This is a genomic window from Cellulomonas humilata (assembly GCF_030814415.1).
Taxonomy (GTDB): domain Bacteria; phylum Actinomycetota; class Actinomycetes; order Actinomycetales; family Cellulomonadaceae; genus Cellulomonas; species Cellulomonas humilata_A.
The window spans coordinates 156,254-172,952 of the sequence record NZ_JAUSVB010000006.1 but is presented as its reverse complement, the minus strand read 5'-3'; the positions used below and the strand labels follow the sequence as shown (position 1 = coordinate 172,952).

The window sequence follows — 16,699 nt, the reverse complement described above, 5'->3', positions numbered from 1 at the left end:
GCTGCGCGGGTCCGCCGTCCGGTCCAGCTGGCGCAACCCGCTGGTGCAGGTCCGATCAGGCGGCTGTTCCTCGGAGCCGATGTGGCTCAGAGTGCCTTCGGTGAGGGCTTCATGGACGCCCACCTGGACGAGCGGCTCCCCGCCGTCAACAAGCTGGTTGCCGGTCTGCCGGACGCACAGCGAGGGTGGATGGAGAGGCTCCACCGGGACACCAAACTCAGCCTGCTGCACCAGGTGGGCGACCAGAAGAGCACCGACATCGTGCAGAGGATCTGCGACGGCCTGACGAAGCGCGACCCGACGTCGTTCCCCGACGCGTCCGTCGATGCCGTCGCGTGGCCGTTCCTCCTCGAGATCTCCCGGCCGGACCGCATCCCCCAGGACATGGGGATGCTCGGGAAGCTGCCCGAGTGGGTGTCGCAGCTGCGCAAGGTCTACGCCGACGCCGACGTCCGCGCCCTCGAGCGCGACATCGAGGGTTTTCACCGCGCGGCCGAGCGGGGGCGAGAGCACCTGGCCACGGTCCGTGCTGCCGTCGCCGCGTCCGGGGACGAGGGTGAGCCCCGACTCGTCATGAGCTACCTGACGAGGGAGCTCAGCAGCTGGTTGCTGAACCTCTACAAGGGTGCCGCCTCGAGCCTTGGGCTCACCGACTACGCGCTGCTCGCGGTGGGTTCGGTCGGGCGCGAAGAGATGTTCCCGCGCTCCGACGTCGACTACACGGTTCTCGTCGCCACGCTCACCAGCAAGGTCGCGGCCGTGGACAAGCTGATCTCGATGCAGCTCCAGCTGATGGGCGAGCCGGAGCTCGACGAGATCGGGAAGGGCGATCCGTCGGCGGTCGCGAAGGAGCACGTGGTCTCGAAGCGCGACATCCTCCTCGATGCGCGGACCTTGCACGCAGAGGGCGCCGGCGGCCGCAAGCTGGAGCAGGACTACTTCGCCAGCCGAGGCAAGGAGATGGGCGACGAGCCTCGGCGCCAGGAGGCCGCCACGGCACTGATCGACACCGAGGGCGGCAAGTTCGCGCCCACCAGCGAGTACCTCCGCGGGCCGGACAAGGACGTCAAGAAGGGGTTGCTGAGGCTGCCGACGTTCGTCACGAGAAACCTCGGGTTCTACTTCGATCGCCAGATCGACCAGCTCAACGTGTGGGACCGTGTCAAGGACCTGGTCGAGCAGAAGATCCTGTCAAGGGAGCTGGGCGACCAGATGATCGAGGTGGTCAACTTCGCATCCAGCCTCCGCATCAAGCTGCACAGCCACTACGGCGCAGAGAACGAGGTGTTCCGGCTCCGCAAGGACGTCGACGCGGAGTACCGCGGCTACGTCCTCACCGAGGCCGAAGAGGCCAAGTTCGGCAGGTGCGTGGTCATCAACGCGGACCTCCAGAGTCGGTCGCAGCGGTTCACCCTGGCCCGGTCGATGACGTTGCCCGCACTACGGACGGATGCCGTCGAGAAGCCGCCCGTCGTCGTGGTCGGCAAGCACGGCATGACCCGGACCACGCAGATGACGCTTGCCGACGGCCGCGCCGCGACGCTGACGGAAGAGATCGACACGGGCGAGGATGTGCCGTGGTACACGATGATCACCATCGACGGCGAGAAGCACGCGGTCGAGCCGGGCACGCAGATCGTCAAGCGCCTGAAGGACGGAAAGCGGATCTACAACACCTCCCTGGACAACCCCTTCGCTGCCTGAGGACGCGGCCCGCGGGGGCGCGACACGAAACCTCCGCGCGTTCCTCCGGCTGCTCGCGCGCCATCGGCCACCTCACCACGGCTGGGTGCCCGCCTCGTCGCGGAAGGTGCCGTTCGGCCCGCCGTCGGGCAACGTGGCGAGGTGGAGGAAAACGGCGGCGCCTTGCTCGGGCGTACGCGTCCCCCGGTGACCGTTGAGGTCGGTCGCCACGTACCCGGGGCACCCGGCGTTGACCAGGATCCCGGCCCCGGCGAGCTCCTTGGCGTACTGGACCGTGACGGCGTTGAGGTAGGACTTCGTCGGCGAGTACGCACCGGAGATCGGGCCGACGGCCTCGGCCTGCGCCGTCTGCAGGGTGAGCGATCCGACCGTGCTGGACACGTTGACGATGCGCGGCGACCCGGCTCGACGCAGCATGGGCAGCATCGCGTTGGTGACCCTGATGACGCCGACGACGTTGGTGTCGACGACCCTCAGGACCTGGTCGGCGCTGACCTTGCTCGGCTCCTGCGGCACGCCACCGGTGATGGCGGCGTTGTTGACGAGCACGTCGAGGCCGCCCTGCTCCTCCAGCTGGGCAGCGGCAGCGGCGACGCTCGCGTCGTCGGTCACGTCCAGCGGTACTCCGAAGACGTCGAGTCCCTCGGCCCGGAGCTTCTGCACCGCGTCGTCCCGGCGACCGGTGTCGCGCGCACCGACGCCGACGCGGAACCCGAGCCGAGCCAGCCCGGCGGCGATCTCGTAGCCGATGCCCTTGTTGGCCCCGGTGACGAGGGCTGTCTTCTTCTTCGCGGTGCTGTTCTCCGTCATGCGTCGATCGTGCTGTCGCCTCGTCACGCACTCCAACACCGATCAGGTGCCGCGCGATACCGCAACGGTATGGCACGAGGCCAACCGCGTACGCTGCCTGCGTGGAGACCCGTGAGCTGCGCTACTTCATCGCCGTCGCCGAGGAGTCGCACGTCGGCCGCGCCGCCCAGCGCCTGGGAATGGCCCAGCCTCCGCTGTCGCGGGCGATCGCGCAGCTCGAACGCCGGATCGGGGCTCACCTGTTCGTCCGCTCCTCCCGCGGTATGACCCTCACGATCGCCGGCCAGACCCTGCTGCGCGAGGGTCGGACAGCTCTCGCTGCTGTCGAGGCGGCCGAGCGGCGTACCCGCCGCACCATCGCGGGGTCCGGCCGGCCGGCGGTGGTGCTCACGGCGAAGGCGGGCGCGTCCAGCGAGCTGATGGCCACGCTTCTCGACGCGTACGCCGCCGAGCCGGATGCCGTCGACGTCGAGGTGGTCCTGAGCCCGCCGGGCCACCAGGCGCCCATGCTGCGGGACGGGCGCGCCGACGTCGCGATCCTGCACCAGCCCTTCGATGACGTCAGCGGCTTCGACGTGGACACGCTGAGAGTCGAGGGCCAGGTTCTGATCCTGCCCGCCGGCCATCCCCTGAGCCGCGTGACGTCGCTGACCGTCGCTGAGGCGACGTCGATTCCCGACCTTCCCCTGCCGCGTTGGCCTCGGCTCGATGGCACCTACCCCGACGAGCCGGGTCCCGAGCTGCGCGACCTGACACAGGTGCTGCAGCTCGTGCGGCTCGGCCGCGCCGCGATCGTGCTTCCGGAGTCGGCGCGCGCCAACGTGGGCGACGGACTGGCGGTCGTACCGGTCTCTGACGCCCCCCAGGTCACGACGGTCATCGCCTGGCCGCCGCAGAGCGTCTCGTCGGGCGTAGCCGGCCTGGTGCGCACCGCGTCGCGTCTCTCTGGCGCGCCGCACGACTGACCGACGGTGAAGTGGTGCGCAGCAGCGCGTCAGCGCCGCCGCCCCTGGTCAATCACGAACCGCCGAGAGGACCGCGTTCCGCGCGTCCGGCCACAGCGCGGCAAGGCGATCGACCCAGGGGGCAGCCATCTCTCCGGCCGCGAAGCGCTCCTCGGCTTCCCCGACAGTGACCCACTCCGCCTCGTGAACCTCCACCGGATCGACGACCAGCTCGGGGACTCCCGGCACCAGGGCGACATACAGGTAGACAAGCGCAGTGGCCTCGGTGAACCGGCCGACGAGCGCGAAGACGGGCTCACTCACCGCTAGTCCGGTCTCCTCCGTCACTTCCCGGGCTGCGGCCTGCCGGCTGGTCTCGCCTGCCAGCGCGCTCCCGCCGGGGAACTCCCACGCGAGCGGAAAGTCTCTGCCCGCTGCGCGGCGCGTCATGAGCACCCGACCGTCCGCACGAACGACGCAGGTCGCCACGACCACGTGGAAGCGGCCCGTCGGCCAGCTCGCCGCGCCGCGACGGACGACCTCTCCGGTGCGGGTTCCGTCCTCGTCCGTGAGATCCCAGAGCTCCGCACCGGTCATCCGCGCATCGTCGCACCACCCACCACCGGCATCGCGGGGCGAGGATCCCGACACGACGGTCAGGACATCGAGAGCGACGTCGTCATGAACTCGTCGGCCGTCATCACGAACTGCCGGTAGTGCGTGTGCTCGCCCAGGTAGGAGCCGCGATCCCCGGTGCCCGTCTCCCGCATCCCGAGCCGTCGCAGGATGCGCACGGATGCCTCGTTGGCGTCCAGCGCTTCCGCCCAGATCTCGCGAAGACCGACTTCGGCAAAGCCGTGGTGCAACCCCGCGGCAGCCGCAGCCGTTCCGACGCCTCGACCCCACAGACGCCGCTCGCCGACCAGGAACCCCAGTTCCCGTCGGTCGGGCTCAGCGCCGTGGAGGTCGACGTAGCCGATCAGGTGGCCGTCGCGAAACGCCCCGAGCCGCAGGAGATCGGCCGGGGGCTCGGCGATCGAACGACGGTAGAAGGACGCGAAGAACTCGAGGTCGCGCCCGACGGTCCACTCCGCAGCCCTGCAGAACTCCTCATCCCGCGCCCACGAAGCGATCGTTCCGGCGTCGTCGAGCGTGAGCAGTCGCAGGCTCACGGTGGAGGATCCGGGCACTCCTCGAGGCTAGTCCGGCGACGGGCACCTGACCTCGGAGCGGGGCGAGCACGTGACGGCCGGCGCGCAGCACCGGCGGCCGCCACTCGACTCGTCCGCGTACCTAATCGATTCCGCCTTCTGTAGCGCGCCAGAAGAACCCGCGGACGGTCCTACCGTGGCTCGAGCGCTCCCACGACGGCCGTCCCAGCGTCGGGAAGGTGCCGTGGGTGGCGATCGCCGTCCACCACGTCGCCCGCCCTGCAGAGGACTGCCATGTCACCGAGAACCCACCGTCGCCCCGGGATCCCCCGGCGGCGCACCGCCGGCCTGGCAGTCGCCGCTGCGCTGGCGGTCTCCGGCCTCGTCGCCGCGCCGCAGGTCGCCGCCGCCGCCACCGATCCCGGCTCCCCGGTCAAGGTCAACCAGGTCGCCTACGTCCCCGGCGTCGCCAAGGTCGCGACGCTCGTCAGCACGTCGACCTCGCCGGTCGCGTGGACGCTGCGGAACGCGGCCGGCACGGTCGTCGCGTCTGGCCAGTCGACGGTCAAGGGCGCCGACGCGCTGTCCGGCGACTCGACCCACCTCATCGACTTCTCGACGTTCGACACGCCGGGCTCCGGGTACGTGCTGTCCGCCGCGAACTCCAGCAGCTACCCCTTCGACATCTCCGCGGACCCGGTGAAGCGGCTCCGGTACGACTCGTTGGCGTTCTTCTACCACCAGCGCACCGGGATCGCGATCGAGGCGCAGTACGTCGGCAGCACCTACGCGCGTGCCGCCGGCCACCTGGGTATCTCGCCGAACCAGGGCGACACGAGCGTCCCGTGCCGCCAGTCGTGCGGCTACAACCTCGACGTGCGCGGCGGCTGGTACGACGCGGGCGACCACGGCAAGTACGTCGTCAACGGCGGCATCGCGACGTGGCAGCTGCAGAACGCCTACGAGCGGACCCTCTACGTCGCGGGCGCTGACAAGACGGCGCTGGGCGACGGCACCATGGCGATCCCCGAGCGCGCCAACGGTGCGCCCGACATCCTCGACGAGGCGCGCTGGGAGGTCGAGTTCCTGCTCCGGATGCAGGTGCCGGCCGGCCGTACGGACGCCGGGATGGTGCACCACAAGATCCACGACGAGAACTGGACCGGCCTGCCGACGATCCCCACGCAGGACAGCCAGCGCCGGCTCCTGTCGCCGGTGAGCACCGCGGCGACGCTCAACATGGCTGCGGTGGCGGCGCAGGCGTCGCGGCTGTGGAAGACGCTCGACCCGACGTTCGCCGCCAAGGCCCTCGCCGCGGCACAGACCGCGTACACCGCCGCCAAGGCGAACCCGAACCGGATCGCGTCCGCGAGCGACGGCACGGGTGGCGGCGCCTACGGCGACAACTCCGTGACGGACGAGTTCTACTGGGCGGCCGCCGAGCTGTATGCCACGACCGGCTCCGACGCGTACCGCGCCGACGTCACCGGCTCGTCCCTGTACAAGGGCGGCAGCTTCGCACAGCGCGGGTATGACTGGGGCTGGACCGGTGGGCTCGGCGACACGACGCTCGCACTGGTCCCGAACGGGCTTCCGTCGTCCGACGTGGCCGCCACCCGCGCGGCCATCGTGACGTTCGCCGACGCGGCTCTGGCTCGCGCCACGAGCCAGGCCTACCCGGCGCCCAACAACGCCGGGAGCGTCTACTACTGGGGCTCGAACGGCCAGGTCGCCAACAACGCGAACGCCCTCGCGCTCGCGTACGACTTCACCGGGCAGGCGAAGTACCGCACGGGCGTCTACGCCGCGCTCGACTACTTCCAGGGTCGCAACCCGCTCAACCAGTCCTACATCGCCGGATACGGCGAGAAGGCGGTCCAGAACGTGCACCACCGGTTCTGGGCGCACCAGGCGAACGCGTCCCTGCCGATCGCGCCGCCCGGCTCGTTCTCCGGGGGCCCGAACAGCGAGCTGCAGGACCCGATCGCCGCGGCGCAGCTCGCAGGCTGCGCGCCCCAGAAGTGCTTCGTGGACCACATCGAGGCGTACTCGGTGAACGAGGTCGCGATCAACTGGAACTCCGCGCTGGCCTGGTTGGCGAGCTGGGCGGCGGAGCACGCGGGCGGGACCCCTGCGGTCGACACCACACGGCCGAGCACGCCGGGCACGCCGACGGCGAGCGCGATCGGCGACACCTCGGTGACGTTGACGTGGGCGCCGTCCACGGACGCGGAGAGCGGGATCGCGCGGTACGACGTCGTGCGCGTCGCCGGGGACTCGCTCGAGATCGTGGCGACGTCGACCTCGACGTCCGCCACCGTCACGGGCTTGCGTGCCAGCACGGCGTACATGTTCGTCGTCGTGGCGCACAACGGCGCCCAGCTGAGCGCGACGTCCCCGTCGATGACCGTGACGACCACCGGCGTCACCATCGACCTGCCGCCCACCGCACCCGGCACCCCGGTCGCGTCGGGCATCACCCAGACGGGCGCCACGCTGGCCTGGACAGGCTCGACCGACGACAGAGGTGTCGCGGGGTACGACGTCCTGCGGCTCCAGAACGGCACGTCCACGGTGGTGGCGTCGTCCACCACGACCTCGGCGACGCTCACGGGGCTGGCCCCCGACACGGACCACGTGCTCGTGATCCGGGCCAAGGACACTGCCGGGCAGGTCTCAGGGGTGTCGACCTCGGTCGCCTTCCGCACCCTGCCCACCGTCACCACGCCGCCCGGCGGCTGCAAAGTGACGTACCAGGCGAACTCCTGGGGCACCGGGTTCACCGCGAACGTCACGCTCACCAACACGGGGTCGTCGGCGTGGACGTCGTGGAAGCTGGCGTTCACCTTCCCTGGCAACCAGGTGGTCACCCAGGGCTGGAGCGCCACGTACAGCCAGACAGGCTCGGCCGTGACCGTGACGAACGCGGCGTGGAACGGGAACGTGCCGGCCGGCGGCTCGACGAGCATCGGCTTCAACGGGTCGTACAGCGGCACCAACTCCGCGCCGACGGGCTTCACGGTGAACGGGGCGCCCTGCGCCTGAGCAGCCCGATCCTGCACGACGAGGGCCCCCGGTCACCCGACCGGCGGCCCTCGTCGGGTCTGGTGACACGATGGCGCGGTGACGACGTCAGCGGATCCCGACCGGCGCGCGGACTGAACGTGCAGGCGATCCGTGTCGAGACCGCCACGCCGGACCGCTGGTCCGACGTCGTCGCGGCGTTCGGCGGCCGCGCCTCCGCACCCGGCTCGTGCTGGTGCCAGCGGTTCCGCACGCACGACCAGCCGAGCAATCGCGACGAGCTGCACCGCGAGATCGAGGCGGCCGACGTCCCTGTGGGTCTGGTCGCCTATGTCGACGGCAGTCCGGCGGGGTGGTCTCGGGTCGTCCCGCGCGCGACCCTGCCGGGCGTCACGGGGAACCGGGCGCTGCGGCGCCTGCTCGACGACGATCCAGTGGCGTGGTGGGTGACCTGCTTCGCGGTTCGCCGAGGGCACCGCGGCGCAGGGGTGGGAACGGCGCTGCTGGTGGCCGCCGTCGAGCACGCCCGTCGCCACGGTGCGTCGGTCCTGGAGGGCCACCCGGTCGACGTCACGAGGCTCCGGGCCGCCAAGGTCTCGGGCTCGGCAGTGTTCACGGGCACGCTCGCGATGTTCGAGGCGGCCGGCTTCCACGAGATCGGCCGCACCTACCCCAGCCGGCCGGTCATGCGAGTGGACCTCGCAGGCACGAGAGCCTCCGATCTGTGCAGGGCGTGAGACTCTCCGGCTGACCACCACGCCGGTGTCACGCGACCGGGCCGGGCGGACGGGAGCGCGGAGGGGCGGTCGGAGGGTGCCGACGTGAATCGCTTCACACGGATGCGCGGGCGGCGCCCGTCTGGTGGGCTTGCCCATCGTTGCCAGCGTCGCCGCGATCCGTGCGCGGTCCCATTCCTGAGAGGGATCCCTCCCGTGCACTCACTTCGCAAGGTGCTGGCCGTGGCCACGGCAGCCGTGGTCGCCGTCGCCGGTTCGGTCGCCGTCTCCAGCCAGGCGAGCGCCGCTGCCGGCTGCCGTGTCGACTACACCGTGTCCAACCAGTGGCAGAGCGGCTTCGGCGCGAACGTGCAGGTGACCAACCTGGGCGATCCGATCACCTCCTGGGACCTCCGCTTCTCCTTCGGCGCCGGCCAGATCGTCAGCCAGCTGTGGAACGGTTCTGTCACCCAGTCCGGCGCGGCGGTGTCGGTGCGCAACGCCGGGTGGAACGGGAACGTCGCCACCAACAGCACCGCGTCGTTCGGCTTCAACGGCACGTGGGCCGGGAGCAACCCCGCGCCGACCGCGTTCACTCTCAACGGGGTCGCGTGCACGGGGAGCCCGGTCACCCCGACGAGCACGCCGACGACGTCGCCGTCGGCCACGCCTTCTCAGACACCGAGGCCGACGGCCACGCCGACGCCGACACCGACGCCCACGCAGACCACCGGACCGATCACGGGCAACGCCACCCAGCTCGTCGCCGCGATGGGCAAGGGCTGGAACCTGGGCAACCAGCTGGAAGCCAACATCAACGGGGTGCCCAGCGAGACGGCGTGGGGCAACCCGGTCATCACGGGCGCCCTGATCGACCGGGTCAAGGCCTCCGGCTTCACGACGATCCGGATCCCGGTCTCCTACCTCAGCAAGATCGGCTCCGGTCCGAGCTACACCGTGGACGCCGCCTGGCGCGGCCGGATCAAGCAAGTGGTGGACCTGGCCTACGACCGTGGTCTGCACGTGATCGTCAACATGCACGGCGACGGCTACAAGAGCGTCAGCGGCTCCTGGCTCATCTGCGACGCGTCCGGGCAGGACACGATCAAGGCCAAGTACCAGAAGGTCTGGCAGCAGGTGGCGTCGACGTTCCAGGGCTACGGCGGACGGCTGATCCTCGAGTCGATGAACGAGAACTTCGACGGGCAGTACGGCGCCCCGACGCAGCCGTGCTACTCCAACATCAACGCGTACAACCAGGTCTTCGTCGACACGGTGCGCCAGACCGGCGGCAACAACACCTCCCGGTGGCTGCTCGTGCCGGGCTGGAACACCAACATCGACTACACCACCGGCAGCTACGGCTTCGTCGTGCCGACCGACCAGTACCGGTCGTCGGCCGTACCCAGCAACGAGAAGCGCCTCATGATCTCCGCCCACTACTACGACCCGTGGGACTTCACCGGCACCGAGAGCGGCGTCATCACGCAGTGGGGCCCCAACGCGACGAACGCGTCGAACGCGTCGAAGAAGTCGACGTGGGGTCAGCAGGACTTCATGGACGCGCAGCTGAAGAAGATGCACGACAAGTTCGTCGTGAACGGGTACCCGGTGTTCATCGGGGAGTACGGCTCGATCGACAAGACGGCGTTCGACTCGACGAACAACCGGTTCCGCGCCGACTACGCCCGGACCCTCGTCGCGACCGCGAAGAAGTACGGTGCGGCCACCGCCTACTGGGACAACGGCCACAACGGCCAGTACGGGTTCGCGCTGTTCGACCGGGGCTCCGCGACGGTGACCCAGCAGGGCATCATCGACGCGATCATGGGCTCGTGACCACGACGAGCGGCGGTCGCTGAGGAGCCGCGGTATCACCCTCCTTCGGTTGCGCTCCTCTCCCGTGCAGCCCGCACCGCGCGGGACGCGGCGCACCACGGGGGGAAACAGTGGCTGACAACATGTATGCAGGCGTCTCGGTGCAGGTGTTCCCGAGCGGAGACACGGCACTGAGCACACCGCACGGCGACGTGACCGCCTTCCTCGACTACGTCCGGCAGTTCAACGGGGTCAACTTCCACGCCCGGGACGACGACGTGCGCGAGTGGCGGTTCAACCGGGAGTACGACAACTGGCAGGACAGCCTCGGCATGGACTCCGTTCGCGTGCTCTACGAGTACACGCACATGGGCATGGCTGCGGACGGCCGCTACGTCGCCGCGATGGGCCGCACCTGGGACAACACCTTCCAGGCCGACTCCACCCGGATGTCGTTCGGCGACCAGCGCCTGCGCTACCTCCTGCTCCACGGGTGCGACTCGCTCCAGATGCACGGGGGCCACAACCCCTGGCGCACGTGGGCTGAGCCGAACAAGGGCGCGCGGATGATCTTCGGTTTCGACGGGCTCACCTACGACGTCAGCGGGCTCGGTGCCGGGTTCTTCCGGGAGTGGAACAAGGGCAAGTCGTTCAGCCAGGCGTGGCAGGACGCCGCGCTCTCCACCCTGACGAACCACCGGCCGTCGTCCACCGCCTGCGGTGCGACCGCCGAAGAGGCTCAGGACCGGCTCTGGAACGAGCGCCTGTTCCACGGCGGTGCCGTCTCGGACAACTGGTACTGGTGGAGATGGGCAGGCCCAGCAGTGATCGAGGTCGTCATCACGATCACGGTTCCTCCGTCACCGATGCGCCTCTCGGTGGGGCGGCGACCCGTCGACGAACAGGTCGCGCAGTCCCTGGGGGACCGGTTCGGGGTGCGGTCGCAGATCGCCTCCGCGGGGTCGCCCGACCCCGAGCATGGCCACGAGGGGTCCGTCGGCCCGCGTCTCGTCCTGTCCCCGGACGGGTCCTACGAGGCGTTCCTCGCCGAGCCGGACCGCTACGCCCGGCCGATCGACGTGGACGCGGCCCGGGAGATCGCCGAGCGGACGGTCCGCTCCCTGGAGCTGGACACCGAGCTGGTGCTCGACGCCCTCACGGTCACCGAGCACGGCGGCGCGAGCCAGGACGGTGAGCAGGTCGAGACCGCGGTCGCCGACTTCACCGCCCACTTCCGTCAGGTGTACGACGGGACGCCGATGGCGCGAGGCGGCGACGGTCACGTGAGCGTCACGCTCGACCCGGCGGGCACCGTGTGCAGCATCTCCGACCGGACCGTCGCCGTGGTCGACGCCGTGGAGGCTGCGCCGTCGGACGGCTCCGAGGTCGACGTCGAGGAGGCTCTGCACGTCGCGGTCGAGAAACTTCGGCGGCAGGACCGTTGCGACGGCCGCAGCGACTCCGAGCTGGTCGTCCTGCCGGACACGCGGGACGTCTCCTACCGCGTCGACCGCGGCTCAGCAGTGCTGGTCGCGCGCGAGGAGGTCGAGATCCGCAGCAGCGACTTCGCGATCCGCAAGGTCGTCGAGGTCGTCCTCTAGGTAGGGCTCACATCCGTTCGACGCTGTCGGCCTGTGGTCCCCGGTCACTCTGGCGCACCTTGTACCGGACCCGGTCGCCCTCCTCCAGGCCCTCGGCACCCCGCACGACCGACACGTGCACGAACAGGTCCGCACCGCCCGCGTCCGGGGTGATGAAGCCGAAGCCGCGCTCGGCGTCGTAGCGCGCGACGACGCCCTCGCCGGCTGATGCCGTCGGGCGGGCCGACCTCTCGCGACCCGACGCCGCGGGCGCGCCCCGGCGAGGCGCCGATCCGCCCACGAGCCGCACGTTGCGGGCCTGCAGCCCTCGCTCTCCCTCGGCGACGTCGTAGGTCACGCGATCCCCCTCGGACAGCTCGGTGAGCCCTCCGGACAGCGCCCGCGCGTGGACGAAGGCGTCCTCGCCGCCGGAGTCCGGGGTGACGAACCCGAAGCCCTTGTCCACGTCGTAGAAGGACACGGTGCCGTCCGCTCCGTCGGACGCCACGGCCCGCCGGGCGGCCTCGGCCCCGAGCGGCAGCAGGTGGTCCGCCTGCGGCCCCTTCTCCCCCTCGACGACGAGGAACGCGACCCGCTGCCCCTCCGAGATCACGCCGCCCACCACGATGGCCGAGCTGTGCACGAAGATCTCGGCGCCACCACCGTCGGGCGTGACGAAGCCGTATCCCTTGCCCGGCTCGTACCAGGAGACGGTGCCGAGCACTCCCAGGACTGCGTCGGCGGCGTGGTCGGCGGTGACGCGCACGCGGCGTGCCTGCGGGCCGCGGTCTCCCTCGCCGACCTCGAACTCGACCTCCTGCCCCTCGCGGAGCAGTCTCGGCCCGTCGTCGCCCTCGATCTCGGACGCATGCACGAACAGGTCCTCGGCCCCGTCCCCGAGGGCGATGAAGCCGAACCCTCGCTCGGTGTCGAACCAGCGGACAGTTCCTTGGGGCACGGTGGACTCCTTGTCGAGGCTCAGGTTGCTCCCACCAGTGTCCCTGACGCGGGCTCGGGCACGTATCTCACCGCCGCCTCGCGGCATCCTCCGTCCAGGGGGCGCACACGGCGCTTCCCATGTCGACAGGGGGCTGTCATGGAACGCATCATCGAGATGGACGAGGGGGTCCGTCTCGCGGACCTTGCCGGCGAGCTCGCGCAGTCGGGCGTCGTCGTCAAGCAGAGGCTGGGGAAGCGGCTGCTCGTCGCCGAGGTGCCGTCAGGGATCGAGGGCGTACCGCGCGGCCTCCGGCTGCTCACCGCGGACGAGGTGACACGCCGGGCGTCCGGGACGTCCAGGGACGGCGAGCGCCTCGCGCTCGCGGGCCGGCTGCACCGCAGCTCCCCCGAGCGTCTGCGCCGCAAGAAGAACCGGCCGTACGTGGGCGCGGAGTGGGACTCCCCGACAGGCGGATCCCGACCTGACCCCGCCGACGGCGACCTCGCTGCCGGCACGCCCGGCGGAGGGACCCGCACGCCGGAGGCCGCGGCCGGGACGGCGACACAGCTCGGCGCGGTGACCACGACCGGGCGCGCCGCACCGACCGAGACGGCCACGCTCACGACCCCGAGCGTCCGCCCCGCGGCCGCGACGCCGACCAAGCCGGAGCGGCTGATCAACGAGGTGGCCGTCGGGCTGGTCTTCGTGGACGCGCCCGAGGGCAGCCCGTACGGGATGGACCTCGACGACATCGTGGATGCGATCGCGGAGGTACAGGACGGCACCGAGTGGCTGGCGGCGCAGCAGCCGTCCGCGAACATCACCTGGTCGTACGACATCCACATCGTGACCGTCGACGTCGAGCCGTGGACGGGCGCCAACTGGCCCGGGCTCCCCGACGAGTGGTACGGCGGCTCGGACGGCACCGGCACGGCCGGGATCGACGCGGCGCTCATGCGGTCGTCCAACGGCAAGATCTACCTGTTCCGCGGCAGCGAGTACGTGCGGTACTCGAGCGTCGCCGACGGTGTGGACGCCGGGTACCCGAAGCCGATCGCCGGCAACTGGAACGGCCTGCCGGCCTCGTTCACGAGCGGGATCGACGCCGCGTTCATGCGCGAGTCCAACCAGAAGATCTACTTCTTCAAGGGCAACCAGTACGCGCGCATCGACACGACGACGTCCACGATGGACGCCGGCTACCCGAAGCCGATCGCCGGCAACTGGCCCGGGCTGCCCGCGTCGTTCACCAGCGGGATCGACGCCGCTCTGCAGCGCAAGGACAACGACAAGATCTACTTCTTCAAGGGTGATCAGTACGTGCGCTTCAGCGCGGTCGCCGACGGGGTCGACGCCGGGTACCCGAAGTCGCTCGACCCGAACTGGGGCGGCATGCCGGACGACTTCCAGGAGGGCATCGACGCCGCGCTCTGGCGCGACAGCAACGGGGCGGTCTACCTGTTCAAGGGCGGGAAGTACGTCCGCTTCAGCGACGTGCCCGAGGGTGTCGACGACGGCTACCCGGCGCCGCTCGGCCTCTCGCGGGGCGAGGCGGAGCTGTTGTGGCGCGACCCGGCGATGGCGGTGCTGGGCCACGATCCCGGTGCCGCCGGGCTCGACGCCTTCGTGGCGAACCTCGAGTCGTCGTACGACGCCGACGCCGCCTACGCCGCGTTCTTCACGCGCTGGCCGGTCGGGTGGTTCGGGTACGCCGGGTACCCGCGCCTCGTCATGCACCTCGACAACGACGGCTGGGGGCAGTCCAACCTCGACAGCGTCTTCGCGCACGAGACCGGGCACATCTTCGGCGCACCCGACGAGTACGCGAGCAGCAACTGCGCGTGCGACTCGGCGGCCGGACGTTTCTACTCGCTCGCGAACGGCAACTGCGCCAACTGCGACGGGGCGACGGTCGCGTGCATCATGAAGTCGAACTCGCTGGCCGTCTGCCGCTTCACCCCGAAGCACCTCGGGTGGGGCCCGTTCCAGACACGGGTCGACGCGGCCCTGTGGCGCGGGTCGAACGACAGCGTCTACCTGTTCAGCGGCGACGAGTACATCCGGTACTCCGACGTGGGCGACGGTCGTGACTCCGGGTACCCGCGGCGCATCAAGGGCCCCTGGGTCGGCATCCCGGCGTCCTTCCAGTCGGACATCGACGCTGCGCTGTGGCGGGAGTCGAACGGGAAGATCTACCTGTTCAAGGGCGACCAGTACGTGCGGCTCGAAGGCTCGAACGCGACCATGGACGCCGGGTACCCGAAGCCCATCGCCGGCAACTGGCCCGGGCTGCCGGCGTCGTTCACGAGCGGGATCGACGCGGCGTTCTGGCGCGAGTCGAACGGCAAGATCTACTTCTTCAAGGGCAACCAGTACGTGCGGTTCAGCGCGGTCGCCGACGGGGTCGACCCCGGGTACCCCAAGCCCATCGCCGGCAACTGGACCGGGCTCCCGGCGTCGTTCACCAGCGGCATCGACGCAGCTCTCATGCGCCGCGACAACCACAAGATCTACTTCTTCCGTGGGACGCGGTACGTGCGCATCGACGGGGAGACGTCGGCCATGGATGCCGGCTACCCGAACTGGATCGACAAGAACTGGATGCCGTTCCCGCGCTGACGCCCGCTCGTCGCCCCCGGTCCGAGGCCGTGAGTCTCGCACCGGGGGCGACGACACGTCACGGCCGACGATCGATCGTGGCGAGCGCCCCGGGCACCTCCGCCCGACCGGGGACGACCTGCTCGATCTGGCGCATGCGCCTGACGGGAGACGCGACGACGGGCAGGCTCGCGAGCGCCATCGGGATGGCGCCGATCACCGCTGCCGGCCACGGTCCGACGCTGGTCACGAGGACCCCGCCGACGAGCGCGCCGATCGACAGGCTGCCCCACGACGCGAGGCGGTAGGTGGCGTTGACGCGACCGCGGAGCTCCGGGGCCACGGCGAGCTGGCGCAGGCTGACGGTCTGGGAGTTGGCGACCCCGATCCCGACGCCGGACAGCACGAAGGCCACGGTGAGGCCGGCCAGCGCCAACCAGCTGGGTGCCCGGATGCCGAGCACCCCCGCGAGCGGCGCGGTGTTGCCGACGAGCAGGGCCACGACGAGCGCGCGGCCGTACCCGAACCTCAGGGTCAGGCGCTGGCTGAGGACGCTCCCGATCACCGCGCCGACTCCCACGGCCATGAGCACGGCGCCGAGGACCACCGGCCCCCAACCGAAGGTCTGCAGCAGCAGGATCGTCAGGGAGAGCATGAGGACCTCGTTGCCGAAGTTCCACAGACCCGCTTCGGCGACGAGCGCACGCAGCACGCGGTGCTGCATCAGCGCCGCCATGCCGACCTTCAGCTCGGCGACGGCGGAGGCCTTCTCGGTGCGCGCTCGTCGAGGTTCGGGTACTCGGACGCGGGAGATCAGGACACCGGACGTCAGGTATCCGAGGGCGTTGAGGGCGATCGCGACGGGAGCGGTCAGTGCCTGCACGAGCAGGCCGCCGGCACCCGAACCGGCGACGCCGATGACGGACTGGGTGGCTGTGATGCGAGCGTTGGCGTCGATCAGCGCGGAGTCGTCGACCACGAGCGGCAGGAAGGAGAAGTCCGCCAGGGCGTAGAGCACGGTCAGCGACCCGACCAGGGCGGCCGCGACGACGAGCACCGGCACCGTGAGCCGACCGCTGATCGCCAGGGCGCACACCGCGACCAGGAGCAGGCCGCGGCCGAGGTCGGCGCCGATCATCAGAGGTCGCCGCCGCACGCGGTCGACGAGCACGCCCAACGCGAGCGTGAGCACGAGGTACGGCGTCAGGAGGGCGGCGCGAACGAAGGACAGCTCCGAGGCGGAGGCTCCCAGCGTGACCACGGCGAGCACCGGGAGCGCCAGCTCGCCGATCTCTGCACCGAGGGCGGAGAACGCCCCCGCGCCCCAGATGCGCCGGAACGCGGGGACATGCCACGCGTTCGTAACCGTCGTCATGCTCACAAAGGTTATGACTACGCCGTCATCACCGCAATG

At 70.5% G+C, this 16,699-nt stretch carries 12 protein-coding genes; 7 read left to right on the top strand and 5 right to left on the bottom strand.

Annotated features, from left to right (window positions below; genetic code table 11):
* The first annotated feature begins 81 nt into the window (after positions 1 to 81).
* Positions 82 to 1,704, top strand: a complete 1,623-nt coding sequence (locus J2X26_RS19405) for a DUF294 nucleotidyltransferase-like domain-containing protein (RefSeq protein WP_307494355.1) — start codon at positions 82 to 84, stop codon at positions 1,702 to 1,704.
* A gap of 72 nt (positions 1,705 to 1,776) precedes the next feature.
* Here J2X26_RS19405 and J2X26_RS19400 read toward each other — a convergent pair whose 3' ends face one another.
* A complete protein-coding gene (locus J2X26_RS19400; RefSeq protein ID WP_307494354.1) occupies positions 1,777 to 2,514 on the bottom strand; it encodes an SDR family NAD(P)-dependent oxidoreductase in 738 nt (245 codons plus the stop codon).
* A 101-nt stretch (positions 2,515 to 2,615) separates the two neighbouring features.
* On the opposite strand from J2X26_RS19400, the gene J2X26_RS19395 reads away from it, so the two are divergent.
* The gene (locus tag J2X26_RS19395; protein ID WP_307494353.1) at positions 2,616 to 3,479 is read left to right on the top strand and encodes a LysR family transcriptional regulator; all 864 of its coding nucleotides are present in this window, start codon (positions 2,616 to 2,618) and stop codon (positions 3,477 to 3,479) included.
* Positions 3,480 to 3,527: 48 nt separating this feature from the next.
* Here J2X26_RS19395 and J2X26_RS19390 read toward each other — a convergent pair whose 3' ends face one another.
* Together J2X26_RS19390 and J2X26_RS19385 are read right to left on the bottom strand one after the other, a co-directional pair.
* Positions 3,528 to 4,055 carry an NUDIX domain-containing protein gene (locus J2X26_RS19390; protein ID WP_307494352.1) on the bottom strand — a complete coding sequence of 176 codons (528 nt, stop codon included), beginning with the start codon at positions 4,053 to 4,055 and terminating at the stop codon, positions 3,528 to 3,530.
* A 59-nt stretch (positions 4,056 to 4,114) separates the two neighbouring features.
* Complete coding sequence (locus J2X26_RS19385; protein WP_307494351.1) at positions 4,115 to 4,630, bottom strand: GNAT family N-acetyltransferase; 516 nt, start codon at positions 4,628 to 4,630, stop codon at positions 4,115 to 4,117.
* Positions 4,631 to 4,903: 273 nt separating this feature from the next.
* Here J2X26_RS19385 and J2X26_RS19380 point away from each other — a divergent pair, with 273 nt between their 5' ends.
* The 4 genes from J2X26_RS19380 (at position 4,904) to J2X26_RS19365 (ending at position 11,768) form a co-directional block, all read left to right on the top strand.
* Positions 4,904 to 7,654, top strand: a complete 2,751-nt coding sequence (locus tag J2X26_RS19380) for a glycoside hydrolase family 9 protein (protein ID WP_307494350.1) — start codon at positions 4,904 to 4,906, stop codon at positions 7,652 to 7,654.
* 119 nt (positions 7,655 to 7,773) lie between these two features.
* Positions 7,774 to 8,370 carry a GNAT family N-acetyltransferase gene (locus J2X26_RS19375; RefSeq protein ID WP_307494349.1) on the top strand — a complete coding sequence of 199 codons (597 nt, stop codon included), beginning with the start codon at positions 7,774 to 7,776 and terminating at the stop codon, positions 8,368 to 8,370.
* Positions 8,371 to 8,565: 195 nt separating this feature from the next.
* On the top strand, positions 8,566 to 10,188 hold the full coding sequence (locus J2X26_RS19370; RefSeq protein WP_307494348.1) for a cellulase family glycosylhydrolase: 1,623 nt from the start codon (positions 8,566 to 8,568) through the stop codon (positions 10,186 to 10,188).
* 122 nt (positions 10,189 to 10,310) lie between these two features.
* On the top strand, positions 10,311 to 11,768 hold the full coding sequence (locus tag J2X26_RS19365) for a DUF6345 domain-containing protein (protein WP_307494347.1): 1,458 nt from the start codon (positions 10,311 to 10,313) through the stop codon (positions 11,766 to 11,768).
* A gap of 7 nt (positions 11,769 to 11,775) precedes the next feature.
* Here J2X26_RS19365 and J2X26_RS19360 read toward each other — a convergent pair whose 3' ends face one another.
* Positions 11,776 to 12,705: a cold-shock protein gene (locus tag J2X26_RS19360; RefSeq protein ID WP_307494346.1), complete on the bottom strand. Its 930-nt coding sequence runs from the start codon at positions 12,703 to 12,705 to the stop codon at positions 11,776 to 11,778.
* 138 nt (positions 12,706 to 12,843) lie between these two features.
* Between J2X26_RS19360 and J2X26_RS19355 the strand changes: the two genes are divergently transcribed.
* Complete coding sequence (locus J2X26_RS19355) at positions 12,844 to 15,306, top strand: hemopexin repeat-containing protein (RefSeq protein WP_307494345.1); 2,463 nt, start codon at positions 12,844 to 12,846, stop codon at positions 15,304 to 15,306.
* A 58-nt stretch (positions 15,307 to 15,364) separates the two neighbouring features.
* On the opposite strand, the gene J2X26_RS19350 is transcribed toward J2X26_RS19355, so the two are convergent.
* A complete protein-coding gene (locus J2X26_RS19350) occupies positions 15,365 to 16,660 on the bottom strand; it encodes an MFS transporter (RefSeq protein WP_307494344.1) in 1,296 nt (431 codons plus the stop codon).
* Positions 16,661 to 16,699 lie beyond the last annotated feature (39 nt).

What these genes read in the sequence shown, in the direction of transcription:
- J2X26_RS19400 (WP_307494354.1), bottom strand. Translation starts at nt 2,514, where the DNA reads ATGACGGAGAACAGCACCGCGAAGAAGAAGACAGCCCTCGTCACCGGG.
- J2X26_RS19390 (WP_307494352.1), bottom strand. Translation starts at nt 4,055, where the DNA reads ATGACCGGTGCGGAGCTCTGGGATCTCACGGACGAGGACGGAACCCGC.
- J2X26_RS19380 (WP_307494350.1), top strand. Translation starts at nt 4,904, where the DNA reads ATGTCACCGAGAACCCACCGTCGCCCCGGGATCCCCCGGCGGCGCACC.
- J2X26_RS19365 (WP_307494347.1), top strand. Translation starts at nt 10,311, where the DNA reads ATGTATGCAGGCGTCTCGGTGCAGGTGTTCCCGAGCGGAGACACGGCA.
- J2X26_RS19355 (WP_307494345.1), top strand. Translation starts at nt 12,844, where the DNA reads ATGGAACGCATCATCGAGATGGACGAGGGGGTCCGTCTCGCGGACCTT.
- J2X26_RS19350 (WP_307494344.1), bottom strand. Translation starts at nt 16,660, where the DNA reads ATGACGACGGTTACGAACGCGTGGCATGTCCCCGCGTTCCGGCGCATC.